Origin of the sequence: Gordonia westfalica, from assembly GCF_900105725.1 — a bacterium.
Taxonomy (GTDB): Bacteria; Actinomycetota; Actinomycetes; order Mycobacteriales; family Mycobacteriaceae; genus Gordonia; species Gordonia westfalica.
In genome coordinates this window covers 1,162,498-1,183,848 of the sequence record NZ_FNLM01000034.1, presented here as the reverse complement: position 1 = coordinate 1,183,848, position 21,351 = coordinate 1,162,498, and the positions used below count along the sequence as shown (strand labels likewise).

Sequence of the window (21,351 nt, the reverse complement as noted above, 5' to 3'; positions counted from 1 at the left end):
GGGAGCGCCAGTAGCGTGTCATCGGTTGAGCAGATGTGCGGGCGTACAGTTCTCGCTGTAATTGCCTATCCATTGCGGCGGGGCTGCGAGGTCGCCGTCACGGCGTGATTGATCTCGGCACGTTCGGGTGTTCCAGGGCAATCCCGCCCGCTCCACCCGTTCCTTGCAGCCGCTGAGCCAGTCGACGTGGGCGTGGAGGATGTCGACGATTTCGGCGGCCATGTCGGCTGCGGCGGTGGCATGCTCCACGCTTCCGTCCCACGGTCGGCCTGTGTATTCCTCGCAATGGCGGATCAGGTTGTCGAGGTGTTCGGGGTTCATCGCTGGTGTCCCTTTCCGAGGATTTCGAGGACGCGTGGGGTGAGTCCGGGGGTGTTTTCGGTGACGTCACCGGGAACTTGGGTTTCGGTTGTAGCTGCGGGGAACGCGTGGGGAACAGTCTCCTGTTCGTGCTGGTCAGGCGTGTTCCTCTGTTCCTGGGTATAGGGGTCGGGGAACGGGGAACATGAGGTGTCAGCCGCTCGTTCCGTGTTCCGTTCCTGTTCCTCGGGAACAGGGATCGTGAGGTGTTCGCCGGCCCGCAAACCTTTGAGAGCGGCGTTCGCGCGATTGCTGCCCCAACCCATTCGCTCCTTCACGTCGCGAACAGTCTCGGGCTGCGGATCAAGCGCAGCCAGAGCAGTCACGTCTGCGAGTGGGGCCGACTCGGATAGTCGTTCCCCCGCGAGTGGCGCTCGTAGCTTCCACGCGATGGAGGAACCGTCACCGACTCCCATCTCAAAGATTCCGGCGGTCGGTTCTTTTGAGCCCTCGTCGAGGTGCGCATGTTCACGGACACCTCCATGGCGGTCTTTGTTGACGGTGATGACCGCCGACCCACCACGTCCTGGGGTGAACGCGCTTCGGATACGGACCCGAAGCGCGGCACCGTCGATAGCGCGTCGTTTCGCGCCCGTGCCAGTCGCCCCGTACCGCTGCGACTCAGTCGACTTGGAAACGTGGTCGATGAGTACGACACACGCGCCTAGCTTGGCCAGGCGAGTGGCAACCTGACGGTGAACGCGGGTGTAATCGTCCGACGAGTTCGAGTCGCCGCGGAACAAGGGCACCAGTTCGCCTACGGAGTCGATCACCACAATGGTGGGCCGCCACTCTTCGCAGTCAGCGACGACGGCCATCACCTCGTTTGCCCCTTCGGGTTCGGCGTACCGGAACCGTTGAGGATCGGCGAGCACCTGGCGCGGTGCCCCGAGTCCGACGAGACGGTTGGCCACGGATCGGACCCCGTTGTGGTCGAGATCGAGGAAGAGCCCACGTCCAACTGGGCTGCGCAGTTCTTCGGCGATAGCGGCGAGACTGAGCCACGTCTTGCCTCCTTCGGGTTCGCCGAAGACGGAGTTCACAGCCTCTCCGTACAGCAGCCCGTGGCCGTCGAGTCGGGTCAGAAAGTCCGGTTCGGGAGACGCGGGCAGAGTGCCGGAGAACAGTCCAGCGATGTCGGCATAGGTACCGTGAACAGTCATGCGCTCACCCGCCCAATGTAGGCACCAGATCGCAGTGCTTGATCGCGGTCCCGGACTCGGCGGGCAACGTCTGACCAGTTCGCAGCCTGGGCCACCTCGATAGCGGTTGCCTTGGCGGCACATCGGCGGGCATCGAGCGCTGCGAGTTCGTCCTCGAGGACGGCGCGTGTGCCTGCGGTGAGGACGGCAATGAGCTTGGCCTGGTCGCCGTCTGCGAGCGCACACCATGCGGGTGAGCCTGCGTCGGGGGTCGGTCCGCCAGCACGACCGACGAGCCGTTGCACGTACTCGCGAACTTCTGTGTAACGGTCAGGCATCAGCGACCACCCGCTTACGGCAGTCGGGACCAACGCCTAGGACGCGGGATCGTTTAGCAGTCAGAGGCTTTCCGCACACACGGCACACCACGGCGAGGACATAGTGGCCGTCGCGCAACGCCGCTAACATGAGTCGGTCGGCAGGCTCCAAGTACGCGTCAAGGTTGATAGAATCGACCTCGAGATTCCGCCCGCCTGCTGAACTCTCACGCTCGCCCTCGGTTGCCCGGCCGGGGGCGGCGGCATTTCCGGGGCTCATTCGATGTCACCGCCGATCTCATCGGCCTGGTGATCGATGACGCCGAGATCTTCGAGTTCGGCGAACTGCGCGTAGTCGGGACCGCTCATGCTGCACCCCCGAACGGGGTCATGGAAGCGTCGATCTCGTTGAGATCGAGGCGGATCATTCTGGGGCCGTTACGGTAGCCGCGTAACCTGCCGTCAGCGATCATCTGACGAACAGTGCGCGTGCTTACTCCGAGGTACTCGGCGGCTTCGTTCGGATTGGCCCATCGGCGCTGAGGCGAATTCGATACAGAGGGTTTGGGTTTGGACACGTGGTACTCCAAAGGCAAGGATCTTTGCGGGGGACCCGTCATTACCGTTGACGTACACGTATCCGGAGAAGGTGACTCTCCGGGCCGTCACTTAACCGCTGACGTTCACGTAACTCCGACTGTAGCAAACTATTTCCGCGTGGTGCCGCACAACAGCTATTGCGTGTCGCCACCGACGAGTTTCGACAGCGCCTCGGCAATCTTCTTGTCGCGACCCTTCGCCGCGTGCTGGTACTTCATCGCCGCCGATACCGTCGAATGACCAAGGCGCTGTTGAAGTTCAGCGAGAGTGGCGCCCGTGAGAGCTGCCAGGACAGCGCCGGTATGGCGGAGGTCATGAAACCGGAGGTCGTCGCGGCCAGCAGCCCGACGAGCGGGGTAGTACCAGCGGTACAGCGAGGTAGGGGTGAGGTAGCCGCCGTTGCCGGCCTCGAATAGCAGTGCGTCGCGGCCTCGCCCGACGTGTTGCTCTAGGTGGTCGGTCGCGAGCGGAATCAGGTGCGGCGGAATGTGGACGACACGGACGCCGGCCTCAGACTTGGGAGTCGTCACGACGTACTGCCCATCGGCGCGACGGATTGCTGCTCGGGTGATCGACACCGTACCGTTCGCGACGTCAATGTCCTTGCGTCGCAACTCGATCAGCTCGCCGTAGCGTAGCGCGCACCAGGCGGCGAGCTGCACCATGAGGCGCAGTCGTTCGGGCATGTTCTCGACAATCGTCATCAGTTCTTCGACGGTCGCAGGTGTCGTGCGTGACTTGCGTTGGGCCGATCCGGCTCCCTCCACGCGGCAGGGGTTCGCGTCGATGTACTCGGCGCTCACAGCCGAACTCATGATCGTCCGCATCAGGGAGTATGCATGGGCTCGCATCGTGGCCTTGGTCGGCAGGAGATGCGCGTGCCACTGGCGGACCATCGCGGGAGTGATCCCGTCGAGGGTTGAGTCTCCGAACTCGGGCACCAGGTGCCGGTCGAGGAGTTCGCGGTAGTGGTCACGCGTCCTGGTCTTGAGAGGTCGGCCACGCACGGTGCGGGTCTCGAGCCACTCGTCGGCGTAGTCGCCGAACAGGGGAACGGCGGGACGGTCGGCGTCGACCGGGTTCCACAGATTGCGGTCGATCTCGCGCCGTCGGTCGGCGAGCCACGCCTCGGCGTCGAGCTTGGTCTCGAAAGTGGAGGGGCCTTATGAAGCGCACCGTCGGGGCCGGTGTAGTTCGCCTGATATCGGCCACTCGGAAGCTTTCGGAGTCCGCCGAACGCGCGCCGGGTCCGTCTCTGTGCCATGCGATGTCCCCTCGGCGTGCAGAATACGTGCAGAATCAGCTTACAGAAACTTCCGCTTGCTTCCGCAACGTGCACAAGTTACTGTCAGGCGTGTTGGCAGGTCACAGACGTGAACATGCTGACCAGCGGCCCGATCGACACTTCGCTCCGTTTACTGGTTCGAGTCCAGTTGGGGGAGCAGAACGAGAAGCCCGCCCCTGCGAAAGCAGGCGGCGGGCTTTTTCGTCGGCCCGTGAACCCACCCTTTTTCGGCAGAATCACCACCCTGCGACGGGGCGGGTTTGCCGAAAAAGGGTGGGTTTGGCGAGGGCGTCAGACTGCGTCTGGACGTCGTGCGTCGTACTCCGCCTGCGCTTCCAGAACCGTCGGCATGCTGCCCTGCACCAGATCGATCAACCCTTGCAGCTGGTCGGCGACCTGCCGCCCGAGCGGGGTGAGGTGGTACTCGACCTTCGGCGGGATCGCCTCCAGGACGGTCCGCACGATCATGCCGTCGCGCTCGAGGTTCTGGAGCGTCTGCGACAGCATCCGTTCACTCACGCCGTCGACGCGGCGTCGTAGGGCGCTGAAGCGATAGTTGCTCTCTCTCAACGCGATCAGAACCAGTGTGCCCCAGCGGCCGGTGACCGTCTGCAGCGTCGACCTCGAGGAGCAGTCGCGTGCGAAGACGTCGGCTTCGAGGGTCGGGTCGTGGTCGGACATGGACCCCAGGTTAGCGAAGGTCACACCGATACGCTAACCATCGGTGTTGCACTTACGAAAAGTAAGTGGCAGTGTGGGCGCCGACCGCAACGACAAGGAGAACGACATGACCACAGCAGTGACAGGCGCAACCGGGCAGCTCGGCGGGCTGGCGATCGGTGAACTCCTCGCGCGGGGTGTTCCCGCCGCGGACATCGTGGCCGTCGTGCGCGACGAGGCGAAGGCCGCCGACCTCGCGTCGAAGGGCGTCCGGATTCGCGTCGCCACCTACGACGATCCGGCCGCGCTCCGACGCGCACTCGACGGTGTCGACAAGCTGCTCCTGGTCTCGGGTTCGGAGGTCGGGCGTCGAGTTCCCCAGCACACCAACGTGATCGAGGCGGCGGAGGCGAACGGAGTCGGGCTGATCGCCTACACCAGCCTTCTCAATGCCTCCACGAGCGGCCTCGCATTGGCGCCCGAACACGTCGCCACCGAGAAGAGGCTGGCGGAGTCGTCGATCCCGGCGGTGTTCCTCCGCAACGGCTGGTACTGGGAGAACTACCTCCAGTCCATCGGGCAGGCGGTCGCCACCGGCACGCTGCTCGGTGCTGCGGGTGACGGCAAGGTCGCAGGTGCGGCCCGAGTCGACTATGCCGCCGCGGCCGCCGCGGTCCTGACCTCCGACGCCGACCAGGGCGGCAAGATCTACGAACTCGGCGGCGACGAACGTCTCACCTACGCCGAACTCGCGAAGGTGATCGGTGACGTCGCCGGCAAGACCGTCGAATACCGGGATCTGCCGGAAGCCGACTACGCCAAGGTGCTCGCCGACAACGGCATCCCCGAGCAGTTCGCCGCCGTGCTGGCCGGCTCCGACGCCGGTATCGCCCGCGGCGAACTCGACACCACGTCCGGAGATCTGCAGGCGCTGATCGGGCGGTCGTCGACGCCGGTCGCCGAGATCGTCAGGGCCGCCATCTCCTGAGGAGCACTGCACCGATGAGTTCTGCTGCGATTGACGAGTCTGTCCTGGTTGGATTGCCCGACGACGACAGAAATGGATGGCCATGCCGCAGCTACTCAGAGTGCAGAACTTCGGGGTCTCGCAGGACGGGATCGGTGCCGGTGAGAATCAGACCTTCGAGAGGCCCTTCGGCGACACCGTCGAACCCTGGGAGCTGATGTCGTGGGCCGGCGCCACCGCGAGCTGGCCCAACCGCACCGACCCCGGCGGCTCGCGGGGACTCGACGACTACTTCACCCGCGACTTCACGCACAGCATCGGCGCGGAGATCATGGGCCGCAACAAGTTCGGACACCAGCGCGGTCCGTGGACCGACCACGAATGGCAGGGGTGGTGGGGCGACGAGCCGCCGTTCCACACCCCGGTCTTCGTCCTGACCCACCACATCAGACCGTCGTTCACTTTGGGTGAGACCACTTTCCACTTCCTCGAAGCCACGCCGGCCGAGGCGGCGGAGAAGGCGAAGGCTGCGGCCGACGGCAAAGACGTTCGGATCGGCGGCGGCGTGAGCACCGTGCGCGAGTTCCTCGACGCCGACCTCATCGACACTCTGCACGTCTCGGTCGCGCCCGTCACGTACGGCAAGGGGCTGCGCCTGTGGGATTCGCCGGAGGACCTCGAAGACCGCTTCGAGCACGAGGTGATCCCGAGCCCCAGCGGAGTCACCCACCATTTGTTCTTGCGCAAGTAGTCTTTCGCCAACCCCCCCGGAATGTGTGGGCCGACCGGCGTAGTTGTAGGGGACATGACGGAACTCGCCGGCAAGGCCAAGACTCTGCTCGAACTCCACAAGCCCGGAGACCCGGTGATCCTGCCGACGGTGTGGGACGCGTGGTCGGCGAACCTGGCGGTGTCCGCCGGGTTCACCGCACTCACCGTCGGCAGCCACCCGGTGTCGGACTCGATCGGCAAACCCGACAACGAGGGCATCACCTTCGACGAGCTGACCACCCGGATCAAGCAGATCACCGCGGCGGTCGACGTACCGATCTCCGTCGACATCGAATCCGGCTACGGCGAGGACCCCAAGACCCTGATCGACGGCCTCATCGAGGCCGGGGCCGTCGGACTCAACATCGAGGACACCGTCCACAGCGAAGGCGGCCGACTCCGCGAAGCGCAGGAACACGCCGACTTCGTGGGCGCTCTGCGCGCAGCGTCCGATGCCACCGACGTCCATGTCGTCATCAACGCCCGCACCGACCTGTTCCTCAAGCAGGTCGGCGACGAGTCCGACCGCGTCGACCGCGCCATCGCCCGGATGAAGCTCTGCGCGGAGGCCGGAGCCGACGTGCTCTATCCCGTCGGATTCCACGACGACGCGACGCAGAAGCGGCTCACCGAGGAACTCCCGCTCCCGGTCAACGCCATCGGGCACCCGACCCAGAACAACAAGGCGGCGCTCGCCGCGCTCGGCGTCGGGCGCGTGAGCTTCGGGCCGCTGTTCCAGATGGTGCTCGCCGAACGTGCCGCCGAGGTCCTCGCGCCCTGGAAGTAGTCCGACGGCACGTGTCGTGGATCGTGACGGTCGACGCCACGTTTCGCGACTTCTGCGAACTGGGCGGAAACGGCGCCGGGCGAATCGGGCACAAGTGTCAGAAGCCGGGCTTACCGTCGGGACATGGCACTCACGAAGAGCGAACGAGAAGCATTTCTGGCAGAACCGCACGTCGCGGCGCTGTCGGTGGAAGCCGAACCGGGCAGGGCACCGCTGACGGTGCCGATCTGGTACCACTACACACCCGGCGGGCGACCCTGGGTGCTCACCGGCACCGAGTCCCGGAAGCTGAACCTCATTCGCGCTGCGGGAAGGTTCACCCTGATGGTCGACGAGGTGGCGCCGCGGCTGCAGTACGTCTCGGTGTCCGGCAACGCCGTCGACATGGTCGCCGGAACCCGAGACGACCTGCGCGAGATGGCATCTCGTTACCTCCCGCCCCAGGCCGTGGAGCCGTACATCGAGATGGCGGAGAAGGAGCACGGCCCGCAGACCAAGCTGTACCTCGAACCCGAGCAGTGGGTGTCGCTCGACCTCGGCAGCCTCGGAGATCTGCCGGCGGTATGACGCCGGACACAATGCCCCACGCGGCATCGCTACATTGAACGCATGCCGAAGCCTCGCCAGACCTCCGACGCCCCCACGGTGACGCCCGACGTCGAAGACGGCGTGACCTCGCTCGACGGCGAGCAGTTCCTGCAGGCAAACCGCACGAACCGGGACAAGTACCGCGCCGAGGCGGAGGCCAAGGCGGCGAAGGCCGCCCGCAAGGCGGCGCGCCGCGGAGACCGAGAGCCGGCCGCCGAGGACGATGACGAGCAGGACGCCACCGAGCAGGACGACGCAGACGCCGCGAGCACGACGTCGGGGGAGTCCGCCGCGGACCGTGCTCCCCGCAAGCTGGACCCGACAGCCGCTACCAGCGGAAACAGTCGTTGGACCGGGTGGGCGACGAGTCTCGGGAAGAAGACCTGGGCGGTCGTCGCGCTGGTCGCCGTGGCCGTCGTGCTCGCGGCGTCGACCGCCGTTCTGGCCGTCGCCTACGTCAACGCCGACAGTCGTGCGGACACCGCGGTGAGCACAATCGACACGACGATCCTCGACACCGCCCGCAAGTACGCCACCGAGATCACGACCTACAACTCGGCCGACTACTCCGACCTGGACCGTCGTATCCGCGAGATCTCGACGACCGCGTTCACCCAGACCTACATCGAGTCCTCGCAGGACGCCCGAAAAGGCTCCACCGAAGCGGAGGCAGTGTCGACCGCGAAGGCCGACAACGCCGGGATCATGTCCCTCGACGACGGGAAGGCCGTCGTGCTGGTGACACTCGACCAGACCATCAAGTCGCCGCAGACCGCGCAGGAGTTCCCCGAGGGATTCCCGTACCAGTCGCGCGTCCAGGTGACTCTGGTGCAGAAGGACGGTCGGTGGCTGATGGACGACTTCGCGGTGCTGTAGGGCGGGTTTCGACGCGACGCCTCGCTGCGCTCGGTGTCGGCTCAACCGGCGGGGGGCGGCTCCTCGCTGCGCTCGGTGTCGGCTCAACCGGCGGGGGGCGGCTCCTCGCTGCGCTCGGTGTCGGCTCAACCGGCGGGGGGCGGCTCCTCGCTGCGCTCGGTGTCGGCTCAACCGGCGGGCAGGGCCGTATCGAGGTCAGTCCTTCCCGCCCAACAGGATTCGGGCCGACAATGCCTCGATGCGTTCGGGGGACGGTTGCGGCTGCAGCCGCGACAGGTCGGTGACGACGTTGAGCGCGGCGTGCACCAGGAAGCGGGCGTGGGTGATCGAGAGGTTTTCGCGTTCGCGGCTCACCCAGGTGGCCCACTCTTCGACCGTGATGCGCTGCTGGTTGCGCAGCGCGGCCCGTGCCTCGGGCGTCGCGTGCCCGATCTCGGTCTCGTAGACGCTGATCAGATCGGTTGTGCTGCAAGTCAGTTGAACGTACCGGCGAATCATGCCGAGGATCGCCTCATGCGGCGTCGTCGAGGCGGCGAGGGCGTCGGAGATCGCGGTGGTGACGCGGTCGGTCGCCCGCCAGAACGCGGCCTCGAGGATGGCGACCTTGCTGGGGAAGTGGCGGTACACGCCCGACGCCGGCAGGTCGGCGGCATGGGCGATGTCCTCGATGGTCACGTCGCGGAATCCGCGGGCGGCGAACAGATTGATCGCCTCGGTCAGGATGATCTCGCGTTTCGCGGCCGGTGCGAGCCCGTGAACGCCGGGCGCTGCTGGTTGCACCGGACCGGGGAGGTCGACGTCGAGCAGGTTGAACGCGGCGTCGGGGATCAGGGTGGTGACCTCGCGTGCGGGCAGCGACGCCCTGTGTGTGGTCGGACTGGCGGCGACACTGGTCATCGCGGCGGCGATCAGATTCGCGTCGGCGTCGCCGAGGCCGGGGCGGAGTCGTCGGGCGGCCGCCCGGACGCGCCGGTGCTGATGCACCACGACGTCCCGGACGATCGCCAGGTCGGCGGGCTCGAGGTACCGCGACTCCCACCGGTACAGGCCGCCCTTGCGGCGATTCTCGAAGGAGGCGGCCGTGATCGCCACGAGCAGCGCGCGCAGTTCGTCGTCGCCGTCGGTGTCCACCGCGTCCAGCGCCGACCGCAGGGATCGGGCGAGGGCGGAGGTGGTCTCGGCGAACAGTGCGTACTTGTTCGGGAAGTGACGGTAGAGCGCGGGCGCGGAGATGCCGACCGCCTCGGCGATGTCGTCGAGCCGTACCGCGTGATAGCCGCCGTCGCTGAACGCCTTGGCGGCCGCGTCGACGATGAGTCGTCTGCGGTCGGCCGGGCGGCGTCGTCGGGTGCCCGGCGCATCGGTCTGGGACGTCTCAGATGTCGACGTCCCCGGGCGCACGGTCATGGCGACCCACTCTAGCCGGATACGACGTTCACGAGACATTTTCCGGGGCTCGAGGCAAAAACTGCAGGAAGGGTCCCTAAGTGGCGAGAATAAGTTAACCTGAATTCTCGTGATCTGCGTCGCATTGTGGTAGTAATCTAGGCGATGGCACAGATGCGACAAGTTGTGTCTATCCAACCGGTCACGAGTGGGGAGAACAGTGAGCGACGAGATCAGCCAGAAGGCAATCGTGACCTCGGTCGACGACCGTGGGGTCGCGCGGCTGACGATTTCCCGTCCGGAGAAGATGAACGCTCTGGACACCGAGGCCAACCTCGGCATCAAGGCCGCAATGGAGGAGTGGTCCGAGCGCGACGACGTCCGGGTCATCGTCATCGACGGGGCCGGCGGCAGTTTCAGCGCCGGAGCGGATGTGGTCTCGATCAACTCCCAGTCCGCCGGTAACGGCGCCTCGGGCCTCGACGCCGGGCAGGCGCGCGGAATCATCTCGGCCGGTTCCGAACTCGCACGCGCGGTGCGATCGGTCCAGGTCCCGGTCATCGCCTCCGTCGACGGACCGGCCGCGGGGATCGGTGCCTCCCTCGCGCTGGCTGCCGATCTCATCTACACGACGCAGCGGTCGTACTTCCTGCTCGCCTTCATCAACATCGGCCTGATGCCCGACGGCGGCGCGTCGATGCTGTTCGCCTCGGCGGTGGGCCGCGTCCGCGCCAACGAACTGGCTCTTCTCGGTGAGAAGCTCCGTGCCCCGGAAGCCCTCGCCGCAGGCCTGATCAACGGGGTCTACGACGACCGGCCCGCCCTCGACGAAGCCGTCGAGAAGGTCACCGCGAAGCTGGCCGGCAAGAGCCGCTCCGCGCTGCGCCTGACGAAATCGGCCCTCGACGCCCACACCATGTCCGGCTTCGACGCCGCCATCGAACGGGAGCTCGAAGGCCAGACCGAACTGCTGCAGTCGCCGGAGTTCCAGGCCGCCATCGCCGCTTTCGCCGGCGCCAAGAAGTGAGCCTCGGTCCACGCCGAAGACATAGCGCCACAAACGTTTTCACCCATCGCTCGACACGACGACAGACAACAAGGAGACCGATCGTATGACCGCGACCGTCGACACCGTCACCGACCTCGCCACCGAACCGCTGCGCTCGCGCCGCAATCACTGGAACAACCAGGTGAAGCGCCACGCGTTCATGAACCCCGACGGCGCGGCGCTGAAGTTCCTGGGAAATGTCACCACCTGGAAGCAGCTCGACGAGCGGAGCCGCGGCTTTGCCGCCGCCCTCACGCGTCGTGGAGTCCAGTTCGGTGACCGCGTCCTCGTCGTCCTCCTGAACCGCAGCGAATACGTCGAAGCGGTGATGGGCGCCAACCTGATCGGCGCCATCCCGGTGCCGGTGAACATCCGCATGAGCCCCGCCGAGATCGCCTTCCTGGTCAACGACAGCGGTGCGAAGGTCATCGTCACCGAGACCCTGCTCGCCCCGCTGGCCGATGCCGTCGCGGCGTCGACCAACGCGATCGACCACATCGTCGTCGTCGGCGGATCGGACAAGGAGAGCCACCTCGACTACGAGGCGCTCGTCGCCGAGGACTCCTCGGATCTGCCGGAGATCGATGTTCCCGAAGAGACCGTCGCACTGATCATGTACACCTCGGGCACCACCGGAAAGCCCAAGGGCGCCATGCTCACCCACACCAACCTGCAGGCGCAGGCCGCGACTTGTATGCAGGCCCTGCACACCCGGTCCGACGACATCGGCTCGTGCGTCGCCCCGATGTTCCACATCGCCGGCCTCGGCGCGATGGCGCCGCTGTTCTACATGGGCGCGCTGTCGGTCATCCACCCGCTCGGTGCCTTCGACCCGAACGACATGCTCGACACCATCGAGAAGGAGGGCACCACCTCGATCTTCCTGGTGCCCGCCCAGTGGCAGGCCGTGTGCGCCGCACAGCAGGCGAAGCCGCGTGACCTGAAGCTGCGCGTCATCAGCTGGGGCGCCGCCCCCGCGTCGGACACCGTGCTGCGCGCGATGAACGAGACCTTCCCCGACGCACTGAACGTCGCCGTCTTCGGCCAGACCGAGATGTCGCCGATCACGTGCGTGCTCGAGGGCAAGGACGCCCTGGACAAGATCGGTTCCATCGGCAAGGTCGTGCCCGCGGTGACCGCGCGCATCATCGACCCAGAGGGCAACGACGTCGCGCAGGGTGAGGTCGGCGAGATCGTCTACCGCGGACCCAACATGATGAAGGGCTACTGGCAGAACGAGCAGGGTACCGCCGACGCCTTCGCCGGTGGCTGGTTCCACTCCGGCGACCTCGTGCGCCAGGACGAGGACGGCTTCATCTACGTCGTCGACCGCGCCAAGGACATGATCATCTCGGGCGGCGAGAACATCTACTGCGCCGAGGTCGAGAACGCGCTCTTCGGTCACCCGAGCATCAGCGAGGCCGCGATCATCGGTCGCGCACACGAGAAGTGGGGCGAGGTGCCGGTCGCGGTCGTCGTCCTCGCCGCCGGGGTGGAGGACCTGACCCTCGCCGATCTCGAGCCCTACCTGAACGAGAACCTGGCCCGCTTCAAGCACCCGAAGGACCTCGTCATCGTCGACGAGCTGCCGCGCAATGCCGGCGGTAAGGTCGTGAAGCCGACCCTGCGGGCGAGCTACGGCTCGAAGGACGCCGGTCTGGCGAACTGACCGTTCCCATCGCTCTCCGGCCCGTTCCGGGCCCGCGCCGACCGGCGCACACAACCCGACTTGGGCGCGCGCGACCACGCGTGCCCAGGTCGTCGTGTCTCGGCGTCGGATCGATCGATCCGACGGTGACCTGAAGCGATGGAACGCAGACTAGAACACGTTCCAATTTTGTGATTGAGTGACTACAGTCACAAGCGACGGCAACGTCGCTGTGGGCGGACTTCCCGGGGCGAAGTTGTTGCCGGGTTCGAACGGAGGAGACCAGTGAAGACAAAGGGTGCGCTGCTGCGCGAGCACAACAAGCCGTGGGCGATCGAGGAGATCGAGATCGGCGATCCCAAGGCCCACGAGATCAAGATCAGGATGGAAGCGGCGGGCATGTGCCACTCCGACCATCACCTGATGACCGGTGGCATCCCGATGGCCGGATTCCCGATTCTGGGCGGCCACGAGGGTGCGGGCGTCGTCGCCGAGGTCGGCGAGGGTGTCACCGATTTCGAGGTCGGCGACCACGTCGTGCTGTCGTTCATCCCGTCGTGCGGAAAGTGTCCCTCGTGTCAGTCGGGCATGGCCAACCTGTGCGACTTCGGCGCCATGCTGCTGCAGGGTGAAGCCGTGTCGGACAACACCTTCCGTATCCAGACGGCGGCCGGCGAGAACGTCTACCCGATGACCCTGCTCGGCACCTTCGCGCCGTACATGGTGGTGCACGAGGCGTCGGCGGTGAAGATCGACAAGGACATCCCGTTCGAGGTCGCTGCACTGTGTGGCTGTGGCATCCCCACCGGTTACGGCTCGTCGACGCGCAGCGGCGACGTCCGCCCGGGTGAGGACGTGGCGATCGTCGGTGTCGGTGGTGTCGGTACCGCGGCTCTGCAGGGCGCGGTGATCTCCGGTGCCCGCAACGTGTTCGCGATCGATCCGGTGGAGTGGAAGCGTGAGCAGGCGTTGAAGTTCGGCGCCACCGCGGCGTTCGCGTCGGTCGAAGAAGCTGCCATGGCGATCGCGGAGACCACCCACGGCGGTATGTGCCAGAAGGTGATCGTCACCGTCGGCGAGGTCCACGGCAAGGATGTCGACCTGTGGATGGGAATCACCGCCAAGGGCGGCACCTGCGTGCTGACCGGCATGGGCAACATGCTCGAGAGCGACGTGACCCTGAACCTCGCGATGCTGACGCTGCTGCAGAAGAACCTGCAGGGCTCCATCTTCGGCGGGGCCAACCCCAAGCTCGACATCCCGCAGCTGCTCTCGATGTACAAGATCGGCAAGCTCAACATCGCCGACATGATCACCCGTCAGTACCGTCTGGACCAGATCAACGACGGCTACCAGGACATGCTGGACGGTCGCAACATTCGTGGCGTCATCCGCTACACCGAGGAGGATTGGTGAGTCCTGCACTCACCGGCCGGGACGCGGGCACGGGTAACGTGACCCGATGTGTCGGTCCTTGAATCTCTGACGGAATGGCCCGTCGACCATGTGTCGGCGGCGATCATCACCCGCGACGGGGTCGCCGAGGAATTCGGCGACCCCGTTCGCGTCTACGAACTCGCCTCGGTCACCAAACTCCTCGTCGCCGAGACGGTTCTCGTGGCTGTCGAGGAAGGGGCCGTCGAACTCGACGACCCCGCGGGCCCGCCCGGGGCGACCATCGCTCATCTCCTCGCACACGCCTCGGGGCTCGCGTTCGACTCGCGGGAGGTCGAGGCGGGTGTGGGGGAGAAGCGCATCTATTCGAGCGCCGGATTCGAGATCCTGTCCGAGGTGGTGGCCGAGGCGACGGGCATCGCCTTCGATCGGTACCTCGCCGACGCGCTCTGTACGCCGCTCGGAATGGGGTCGACGGAGTTGTACGGCCCGGCCGGCCACGCGGCACGGTCCAGCGTCGCCGACCTGGCGCGTTTCGCTCGGGAACTGCTCGCGCCGCAGATCCTTGCTCCCGAGACGCTCGCGAACGCGACATCGGTGCAGTTCCCGGGGATCGACGGCTTCGTGCCGGGATACGGCAGGCATCGGCCCAACGACTGGGGTCTCGGTTTCGAGATCCGGTCCGAGAAGTCCCCGCACTGGACCGGGGCGGGCAACTCGCCCCGGACATTCGGCCACTTCGGCCAGGCGGGTACCTACCTCTGGGTCGATCCCGACCTGCAGGCCGCCTGCGTCGTTCTGACCGACCGCGCCTTCGGGCCGTGGGCGAAGCCGCTGTGGAGCGAGTTCAACGACCACGTCGTCAGTGAACTTTCGTCACAGAAATGAACTTTTCTCGCACAGAAAACTAGCGCAACACGTGCATCATGGGGCACAATAAATCCCACGAGTGTGATATCCGTCAGTCGCGAGGTGTGTTGGGGAAGACGTTCCTCGTCGACAACGGAGGTGAAAAGGTGCGCAATCTGAACCAGTTTGCGGACATGACAACGGGAGTGGTGTACATCCACTCGGCGCCCGTGGCGCTGTGCCCGCACGTGGAGTGGGCTCTGTCGTCGACCCTGAATGCGCGCGCGAACCTGAAATGGTCGGCACAGGACGCCGACCCGGGTATGCAGCGTGCGACTGTCGACTGGGCGGGGCCGGTCGGGACAGCGGCACGTTTGGTGACCGCTCTGCGCGAATGGTCGGCACTGCGGTTCGAGGTCACCGAGAACGCCAGTGAGGGTGTCGACGGCGAGCGCTACAGCTATGTCCCCGGCCTGGGACTCTGGCGTGGATCGACCAGCGCCAACGGTGACGTCATCATCGGCGAGAACCAGCTGCGTTCGATGATCGAATCACAGCCCGACAGTGCCGGTCTCGCCGGCGAACTCGAAGCAGCCCTAGGCACCGCCTGGGACGACGCCCTCGAGCAGTACCGCATGGGCGGTGCCGGCGCCGAGGTCACCTGGCTGCAGCAGCGGGTGGGCTGACCCTTCGATACGCCCCTCCGCAAGCTCCGAGGCTACTCAGGGAGCGAGGACCTACGCCTGTGCGCGGACTCCTTGGCTACTCAGGGAGCGAGGACCTACACCGGTGCGCAAGCTCCGGGGCTACTCAGGGAGCGAGGACCTACGCCCGTGCGCGGACTCCTTGGCTACTCAGGGAGCGAGGTCCTACGCCTGTGCGCAGGCTCCGAGCGCCCCTCTGGGAGAGGATGTTTCGCCGAGTTGAGTTGAGGGAAAGCAGTACAGCGAGCGAGAGGGAGAAGCTTCCCGGGGAGCGTGGTGAGTTCGCCCCGCGGTCTCAGGGACATACGAGAAACGCCACCGGTGGGAACCGGTGGCGTTTCTCGTATGCGTCGACTGATCAGAGCGGGATGTTCTTGTGCCGGCCGCGTCGGGCGGGAGCCGCCGCGAGTGCGTCGGCGATGATGCTGCGTGTACGGGCGGGATCGATGATCTCGTCCACGACGCCGATCGACTGGGCGCGGCCGACGCCACCGGCGATGGCCTCGTGTTCGGCGGCGAGGCGCTCGTGGAGAGCCTCACGCTCGTCGTCGGGGGCGGCGGCGAGGGCCTTCTTGTGCAAGATGCCGACGGCGGCCTTGGCGCCCATGACGGCGACCTCGGAACCGGGCCAGGCGAAGACGGCGGTGGCGCCGAGGGCACGCGAGTTCATCGCGATGTAGGCGCCGCCGTAGATCTTTCGGGTCACGAGCGTGACGCGGGGGACGGAGCACTCGGCGAAGGCGTGGAGCAGCTTCGCGCCGCGTCGGACGACGCCGTTCCATTCCTGGCCGACACCCGGCAGGTAGCCGGGGACGTCGGTGAGGACGATGAGGGGGATGCCGAAGGCATCGCAGAGCCGGACGAACCGGGAGGCCTTCTCGGCGCTCTCCGAGTTCAGACAACCGCCCATGCGCAGCGGGTTGTTGGCGATCACGCCGACACTGCGGCCGGACAGCCGGCCGAACCCGATGACGATGTTCGGGGCCCACTTGGCCTGCAGCTCTTCGAAACTGGAGATCTCGGTCTCGCCGTCGGCGGCGAGCGCCGTGTCGAGGAGCTTCTCGATGACCGGGTGGACGTCGTAGGCGCGCCGGGCCGACTCGGGCAGCAGGGCCTTGAGGTCGGTGTCGCCGGCGGCGGCCAGTTCGCGGTTGAAGTGGCCCTGCCGGCTGAACGTCGAGACGAGACGTCGTGCGCGCCACAGGGCGTCGGACTCGGAGTCTGCGACGATGTGGCAGACGCCGGACTTCTTGCCGTGGGTGGTGGGGCCGCCGAGCGACTCCATGTCGACGTCCTCGCCGGTGACGCTGCGGACCACGTCGGGTCCGGTGACGAAGACGCGACCGGCCGGAGCCATGATCACGATGTCGGTGAGGGCGGGTCCGTAGGCCGCGCCGCCGGCCGCGAAGCCGACCACAACGGAGATCTGCGGGATGTACCCGGAAGCGCGGACCATGGCCTCGAAGACCTGACCCACCGCGTGCAACGCCTCGACACCCTCGGCGAGGCGGGCGCCACCCGAGTGCCAGATGCCGATGACCGGCGCCTGCTCGGAGATGGCGGTGTCGATGGCGTTGACGATGTGAGCACACCCGACCACACCCATGGCACCACCCATGACGGTGCCGTCGGTGCAGTAGGAGACCGTGCGAACGCCGTTGACCAGGCCGACAGCGGCCTGGACCCCGGACTTGTCGCGAGGATGCAGCAACGACATGGTGCCTTCGTCGAAGAAGTTCGTCAGCCGCAACAGGGGGTCGCGGGGATCGGCGGCTTCTTCGCGGCCGGCCATGGGAGCCAATGTCGTCATCGCAGTCTCCTCCAAGGGTGTCGGGGCGTGGTCCATCTCTGGCACCACCGAGTTCGGCGCGAAGCCGAGGACTCAGTAGCGACCGAAGGCGAGCGCCACGTTGTGCCCACCGAAACCGAACGAGTTGTTGATCGCGTAGTCGATCTGTCCGTAACGGGGTTCACCGTGGACGACGTCGATGTCGCATTCCGGATCCAGGTTCTCGAGGTTGAGGGTCGGCGGGATGACGCCTTCCTCGACGCTCTTGATCGTGAGAACCGACTCGAGCGCACCGACCGCACCGATGGAGTGTCCGAGAGCGGACTTCGGTGCGTACACCGCGGCGTGCTGACCGATCGCGGCGGTGATGCCGGCCGCTTCGGCAGTGTCGCCGATGGGGGTCGACGTCGCGTGCGCGTTGATGTGCGTGATGTCGGACTTCTGGAGGCCGGCGGTCTGCAGGGCCCGGGTCATCGCACGTGCGTTGCCCTGACCGCTGGGATCCGGGGCAACCAGATGGAACCCGTCGGAGGTGATGCCGGAGCCGAGGAGGCGCGCGTGGATGTGCGCACCGCGGGCCCGAGCATGCTCCTCGCGTTCGAGGATCAGCATCGCGGCACCTTCGCCGAAGACGAAGCCGTCGCGGTCCTTGTCGAACGGACGGGACGCGGCAGCAGGATCCTCGTTGCGGGTGCTCATCGCGCGCATCATCGAGAATGCCGCGATCGGCACCGCGTCGATGTGGCCCTCGACGCCACCGGTGACGACCATGTCGGCGTCACCCATGACGATGTGGCGCCACGCGTGTGCGATCGCCTCGGCACCCGACGAGCACGCCGAGACCGGGGTGATGACGCCTGCGCGTGCACCCACGTTGAGGCCGACGACGGCCGCGGGGCCGTTGGGCATGGCCATCGAGACGGCGAGCGGGGACACCTTGCGGTAGTTGCCGGTGGTCTCCATGGCCTGGACGGCGTCGACCATTGCGTCGCCGCCACCCTGACCGGTACCGATGACGACGGCGAGGCGATCCTTGTCGACCTCGGGCTCGCCGGCCTGCGCCCAGAGGCGCTTGCTCAGCACGTGCGCGATGCGCTCGACGTAGGCCATCCGGCGGGCCTCGACTCGCGTGACCTCGTCGGACGGGTCCTTCAGCAGGCGGCCGCCGATGCGCACCGGCAGGTTGTACTTGGTGATGAAATCGTCGGTCAGCTCGCGGATGCCCGACTCACCCGCCAGCAGGTTTTTCCACGTCGAGTCGAGATCCTCGCCGAGCGAGGTGGTCGCCACCATGGAGGTGACGACCACGCTCGGGAAGTTCCCACCCAGCGTCGAGTAGTCGCGGAGGGAGGGGGAGCTCATCAGTTCTGGTCTGCCTCGACCTGAGCCTTGATGGCAGCCGCAGCCTCGGGGTTCTCGCTCTCGAGCTTTTGGATGTAGCCGACGGCGTCACCGACGGTGCGCAGACCGGCGAGATCCTCATCGGGGATCTTCACGCCGTACTTGTCCTCGGTCTGCACCGCGATCTCGACCATGGACAGCGAATCGATGTCCAGATCGTCGACGAACGACTTCTCCATCGTCACCTCGGACGGCTCGATGCCGGTGACTTCCTCGATGATCTCGGCGATGCCGGCAATGAGTTGTTCCTGGGTGGCAGCCACTGTGTGGTTCCCTTTCGTCTATCGGGTGAATTGTTTCCGGAGCGCAGGACGGACCCGGGAGTCCGCGCGCTTGGACACATCGGCGGCGGGCGCCGATATTCCGGGGGTCGCGGACTGACCGCGACCGCTATCCAAGTTCAGTGATCTTCGCGATGTCGCCCGGCTCCTTGAGAGCCAGCGATGGGGTGCCCTTCAGCTCGCGCTTGGCGATCCCCACGAGCGTGCCCGCCGGTGGCAGTTCCACGACGGCGGAGGCCGAGTTCTCACGCAGGTACGCCGAGCAGAGATCCCAGCGGACCGGACTGGTCACCTGGCCTACCAGTTTTGTCAGTGCTTCGGCGCCATTCGTTACAGGCTGCCCGTCGGAGTTCGAGAGCAGCGTGCGAGTCGGGTCGGCCGGGGTGATCTTCGCGGCCGCCGCGGCGACGGCGTCCTGCGCCGGGGCCATGAAGTGGGTGTGGAAGGCGCCGGCGACCGCGAGCTTGCGGATACGGGCCTTCTCCGGCGGGGAGGCGATGAGCTCGTCGATCTTGTCGACGGCACCGGCCGCGACGATCTGGCCGACCGCGTTGCGGTTGGCGGGGACGAGTTCGAGTTCCTCGAGGCGTGCGAGCACGGCGGCTTCGTCACCGCCGAGGATCGCGGCCATGGTGGTCGGCGCGAGGGCGCAGGCCTTGGCCATCTCGGCACCGCGGATCGCGGCGAGGGTGACGGCCTCGTCGGCCGAGATCACACCGGTGATGGCGGCGGCGGCGAGCTCGCCGACCGAGTGGCCGGCGACGACCGCGTCCGCGGGCAGTTCGCCGTTCTTACGCACCTCGTCGAAGGCGAGGAGAGCCGCGACGACGACCAGCGGTTGGGTCACCGCGGTGTCGGTGATCTCCTCCGCGGTGGCGGTGGTACCGAGCCGTTCGAGGTCCAACTGGGTGAGCTTGGACCACGTGGCGATCTGGTCACGGGCGCCGGGCAGATCGAGCCACGGCGTGAGCATGCCGGGTGTCTGTGAACCCTGGCCGGGAGCAAGCATCGAAAGCACGTGACCAGAGAACACCCTTTACCGGTCCGATGTGGGTGTAGAGAAGCATGAACCTTGTCGCGGGGTTTTGTAGGGTTCCCACAAACGTCACCGAAGTGCCACCTGCTTCGTCATCAGGCTGAGATTCGTTACCGAACCGTTGTCTTAAGGCTTCTATCAGCAGAAATGGCGAATCGGACAGTTACCCGTGTGACTCATGGTGCAGGAGAGTCCGATTTGTGCCGTAAGTGTGTCAGACGACCGACAGTCGTCGCGATACGTAGTACATACGCGTCGCGGGGGTTCGTCGGATCGCGTCGTGTGATTTCCGCAATTTTCTTCAGTCGGTACCGGACCGTATTTGGATGTATGTACAGAACTCGCGCGCAGGACTCGACCGATCCGCCGGAGTCGAGGTAGGCCTCGAGCGTCGTGGTCAGTGTGGGACCGCCCGCGGAGAGTGGACGGACGACCGATTCGACGAGAGCGGTCACCGCCGCCTCGTCGCCGTTGAGCGCCCGTTCGGGTAGCAACTCGAGGCTGTGAACCGGGCGCGGCGCGTTCGGCCAGCCCACCACCGCCTCGATCGCGGACATGGCCTCGGCGGCGCTGGCATGGGCGCTTCCGAGGTTCGGCATGGTCGGTCCGATGACCACCGGCGCGTCGGCGAAATGGGAGAGCAGGGCCGAGACGAACTTCTCCGTCGGCCGGGCCGGGCCGCTCACGATGGCGACCAGCACCGAGCCCTGGACCACCGACAGCGCCGAGCGGTCGAACTGTCGAGCCGTGTTGTGGATGGCCAGCGGCACCGACACGTTCTGCTCGGGCGGCGGTGTCCCGACGATCACCGTCGCCGGGGCATCGGAATCCCAGTTCAGGGCGGCCGCACGGGAGAGGAGCTGGGGGCCGGTGTCGCCGCGGACCACGGCGTCGACGACCAGTGCCTCGAGCCGGGAGTCCCAGGCGCCGCGCGATTCGGCGGCGGAGGCGTAGATGGCCGCCGCGGCGAACCCGATCTCACGTCCGTAGCGCAGGACCGACTCGGTGAGTGCGCGGAGCTGGGCGTCGTTGCGAGCCAGCAGCGGCAGCCACTTCTCGAAGAACTCCATCGCCACACGGACCATCTCGACGGTCTGCAGGAGCGTGATGCGTCGGGCGAGGTCCTGCGGCACCACCTGGAACGCCTGGACCGTGAACTTCACGTTGCCCTCGGGATCCTGGATCCACTCGACGAAGTTCACGACGGCCGTCTGCACGACCAGCTGCACACTCGCGCGCTGCGCGGCGTCGAGGTCGCCGAAGTAGGGCAGCTGGTCCTGCATCGAGTGGACCGCCTCGGTGGCGAGGCGGCCGCTGTACTGCTTGACGCGCCGGAGCAGCGTGTCGGGCAGCGCGTCGTGCACGGTGGCGGGGGCCGGTACATGCGCACCCCGCTCACCGAACACGTCAGCCGGTGGGTTCTTGGGCTGATTCACTCGCGCGTCGGACACGCCCTCAATC

The 21,351-nt window shown here is 66.5% G+C and carries 22 protein-coding genes and 1 pseudogene; 10 read left to right on the top strand and 13 right to left on the bottom strand.

Annotation, left to right across the window (positions count from 1 at the left end):
* Positions 1-18 precede the first annotated feature (18 nt).
* The 7 genes and pseudogenes from BLU62_RS10765 to BLU62_RS10740 all read right to left on the bottom strand — a co-directional run bounded on the left by BLU62_RS10765 (position 19) and on the right by BLU62_RS10740 (position 4,385).
* Positions 19-321, bottom strand: coding sequence for a hypothetical protein (locus BLU62_RS10765; protein WP_074849490.1), 303 nt, complete (start codon positions 319-321; stop codon positions 19-21).
* Complete coding sequence (locus tag BLU62_RS10760) at positions 318-1,523, bottom strand: AAA family ATPase (RefSeq protein WP_074849488.1); 1,206 nt, start codon at positions 1,521-1,523, stop codon at positions 318-320. Before BLU62_RS10760 ends, BLU62_RS10765 begins: the two co-directional genes overlap by 4 nt.
* Positions 1,520-1,840, bottom strand: a complete 321-nt coding sequence (locus BLU62_RS10755; RefSeq protein WP_074849486.1) for a DUF2742 domain-containing protein — start codon at positions 1,838-1,840, stop codon at positions 1,520-1,522. Before BLU62_RS10755 ends, BLU62_RS10760 begins: the two co-directional genes overlap by 4 nt.
* Positions 1,833-1,970, bottom strand: a complete 138-nt coding sequence (locus tag BLU62_RS34915) for a DUF6011 domain-containing protein (RefSeq protein ID WP_425284600.1) — start codon at positions 1,968-1,970, stop codon at positions 1,833-1,835. The genes BLU62_RS10755 and BLU62_RS34915 overlap by 8 nt, the downstream gene beginning before the upstream one ends.
* A gap of 214 nt (positions 1,971-2,184) precedes the next feature.
* Positions 2,185-2,397, bottom strand: a complete 213-nt coding sequence (locus tag BLU62_RS10750; protein ID WP_244278113.1) for an excisionase family DNA-binding protein — start codon at positions 2,395-2,397, stop codon at positions 2,185-2,187.
* 156 nt (positions 2,398-2,553) lie between these two features.
* Positions 2,554-3,683: pseudogene (locus BLU62_RS10745) on the bottom strand (tyrosine-type recombinase/integrase).
* 312 nt (positions 3,684-3,995) lie between these two features.
* Entirely contained in the window at positions 3,996-4,385 is a 390-nt protein-coding gene (locus BLU62_RS10740; protein WP_074852827.1) for a winged helix-turn-helix transcriptional regulator, read from the bottom strand.
* Between the two features lie 106 nt (positions 4,386-4,491).
* On the opposite strand from BLU62_RS10740, the gene BLU62_RS10735 reads away from it, so the two are divergent.
* The 5 genes from BLU62_RS10735 to BLU62_RS10715 all read left to right on the top strand — a co-directional run bounded on the left by BLU62_RS10735 (position 4,492) and on the right by BLU62_RS10715 (position 8,353).
* Positions 4,492-5,352, top strand: a complete 861-nt coding sequence (locus BLU62_RS10735; protein WP_074852826.1) for an SDR family oxidoreductase — start codon at positions 4,492-4,494, stop codon at positions 5,350-5,352.
* Between the two features lie 82 nt (positions 5,353-5,434).
* A complete protein-coding gene (locus BLU62_RS10730) occupies positions 5,435-6,082 on the top strand; it encodes a dihydrofolate reductase family protein (protein ID WP_074852825.1) in 648 nt (215 codons plus the stop codon).
* A 54-nt stretch (positions 6,083-6,136) separates the two neighbouring features.
* Positions 6,137-6,889: an isocitrate lyase/PEP mutase family protein gene (locus tag BLU62_RS10725; RefSeq protein WP_074849482.1), complete on the top strand. Its 753-nt coding sequence runs from the start codon at positions 6,137-6,139 to the stop codon at positions 6,887-6,889.
* A gap of 123 nt (positions 6,890-7,012) precedes the next feature.
* Positions 7,013-7,456, top strand: a complete 444-nt coding sequence (locus BLU62_RS10720) for a pyridoxamine 5'-phosphate oxidase family protein (protein WP_074849480.1) — start codon at positions 7,013-7,015, stop codon at positions 7,454-7,456.
* Positions 7,457-7,498: 42 nt separating this feature from the next.
* The gene (locus BLU62_RS10715) at positions 7,499-8,353 is read left to right on the top strand and encodes a hypothetical protein (RefSeq protein WP_074849478.1); all 855 of its coding nucleotides are present in this window, start codon (positions 7,499-7,501) and stop codon (positions 8,351-8,353) included.
* A gap of 195 nt (positions 8,354-8,548) precedes the next feature.
* Here BLU62_RS10715 and BLU62_RS10710 read toward each other — a convergent pair whose 3' ends face one another.
* Positions 8,549-9,760 carry a TetR/AcrR family transcriptional regulator gene (locus BLU62_RS10710; protein ID WP_074849476.1) on the bottom strand — a complete coding sequence of 404 codons (1,212 nt, stop codon included), beginning with the start codon at positions 9,758-9,760 and terminating at the stop codon, positions 8,549-8,551.
* Positions 9,761-9,959: 199 nt separating this feature from the next.
* Here BLU62_RS10710 and BLU62_RS10705 point away from each other — a divergent pair, with 199 nt between their 5' ends.
* The 5 genes from BLU62_RS10705 to BLU62_RS10685 all read left to right on the top strand — a co-directional run bounded on the left by BLU62_RS10705 (position 9,960) and on the right by BLU62_RS10685 (position 15,365).
* Positions 9,960-10,766, top strand: coding sequence for an enoyl-CoA hydratase-related protein (locus tag BLU62_RS10705; protein ID WP_074849474.1), 807 nt, complete (start codon positions 9,960-9,962; stop codon positions 10,764-10,766).
* A gap of 85 nt (positions 10,767-10,851) precedes the next feature.
* Positions 10,852-12,456, top strand: coding sequence for a fatty-acid--CoA ligase FadD5 (gene fadD5, locus BLU62_RS10700; protein ID WP_074849473.1), 1,605 nt, complete (start codon positions 10,852-10,854; stop codon positions 12,454-12,456).
* A gap of 264 nt (positions 12,457-12,720) precedes the next feature.
* Entirely contained in the window at positions 12,721-13,851 is a 1,131-nt protein-coding gene (locus BLU62_RS10695; RefSeq protein WP_074849471.1) for an NDMA-dependent alcohol dehydrogenase, read from the top strand.
* A 48-nt stretch (positions 13,852-13,899) separates the two neighbouring features.
* Positions 13,900-14,718, top strand: coding sequence for a serine hydrolase domain-containing protein (locus tag BLU62_RS10690; RefSeq protein ID WP_074849469.1), 819 nt, complete (start codon positions 13,900-13,902; stop codon positions 14,716-14,718).
* A gap of 128 nt (positions 14,719-14,846) precedes the next feature.
* Positions 14,847-15,365, top strand: a complete 519-nt coding sequence (locus tag BLU62_RS10685) for a DUF3145 domain-containing protein (RefSeq protein ID WP_074852824.1) — start codon at positions 14,847-14,849, stop codon at positions 15,363-15,365.
* 376 nt (positions 15,366-15,741) lie between these two features.
* Here the strand turns inward: BLU62_RS10685 and BLU62_RS10680 are convergent, their stop codons facing one another.
* The 5 genes from BLU62_RS10680 to BLU62_RS10660 form a co-directional block, all read right to left on the bottom strand.
* Positions 15,742-17,193, bottom strand: a complete 1,452-nt coding sequence (locus BLU62_RS10680; protein WP_074852823.1) for an acyl-CoA carboxylase subunit beta — start codon at positions 17,191-17,193, stop codon at positions 15,742-15,744.
* A gap of 72 nt (positions 17,194-17,265) precedes the next feature.
* On the bottom strand, positions 17,266-18,534 hold the full coding sequence (locus BLU62_RS10675) for a KasA/KasB family beta-ketoacyl-ACP synthase (protein ID WP_074849467.1): 1,269 nt from the start codon (positions 18,532-18,534) through the stop codon (positions 17,266-17,268).
* Positions 18,534-18,836, bottom strand: coding sequence for a meromycolate extension acyl carrier protein AcpM (gene acpM / locus BLU62_RS10670; RefSeq protein ID WP_074849465.1), 303 nt, complete (start codon positions 18,834-18,836; stop codon positions 18,534-18,536). The genes BLU62_RS10675 and acpM overlap by 1 nt, the downstream gene beginning before the upstream one ends.
* Positions 18,837-18,963: 127 nt before the next feature.
* The gene (locus BLU62_RS10665) at positions 18,964-19,872 is read right to left on the bottom strand and encodes an ACP S-malonyltransferase (protein ID WP_074849463.1); all 909 of its coding nucleotides are present in this window, start codon (positions 19,870-19,872) and stop codon (positions 18,964-18,966) included.
* A 194-nt stretch (positions 19,873-20,066) separates the two neighbouring features.
* Positions 20,067-21,341 (bottom strand): PucR family transcriptional regulator, encoded by a 1,275-nt coding sequence (locus BLU62_RS10660; RefSeq protein ID WP_074849461.1) that lies wholly within the window; start codon positions 21,339-21,341, stop codon positions 20,067-20,069.
* Between the last annotated feature and the right edge of the window lie 10 nt (positions 21,342-21,351).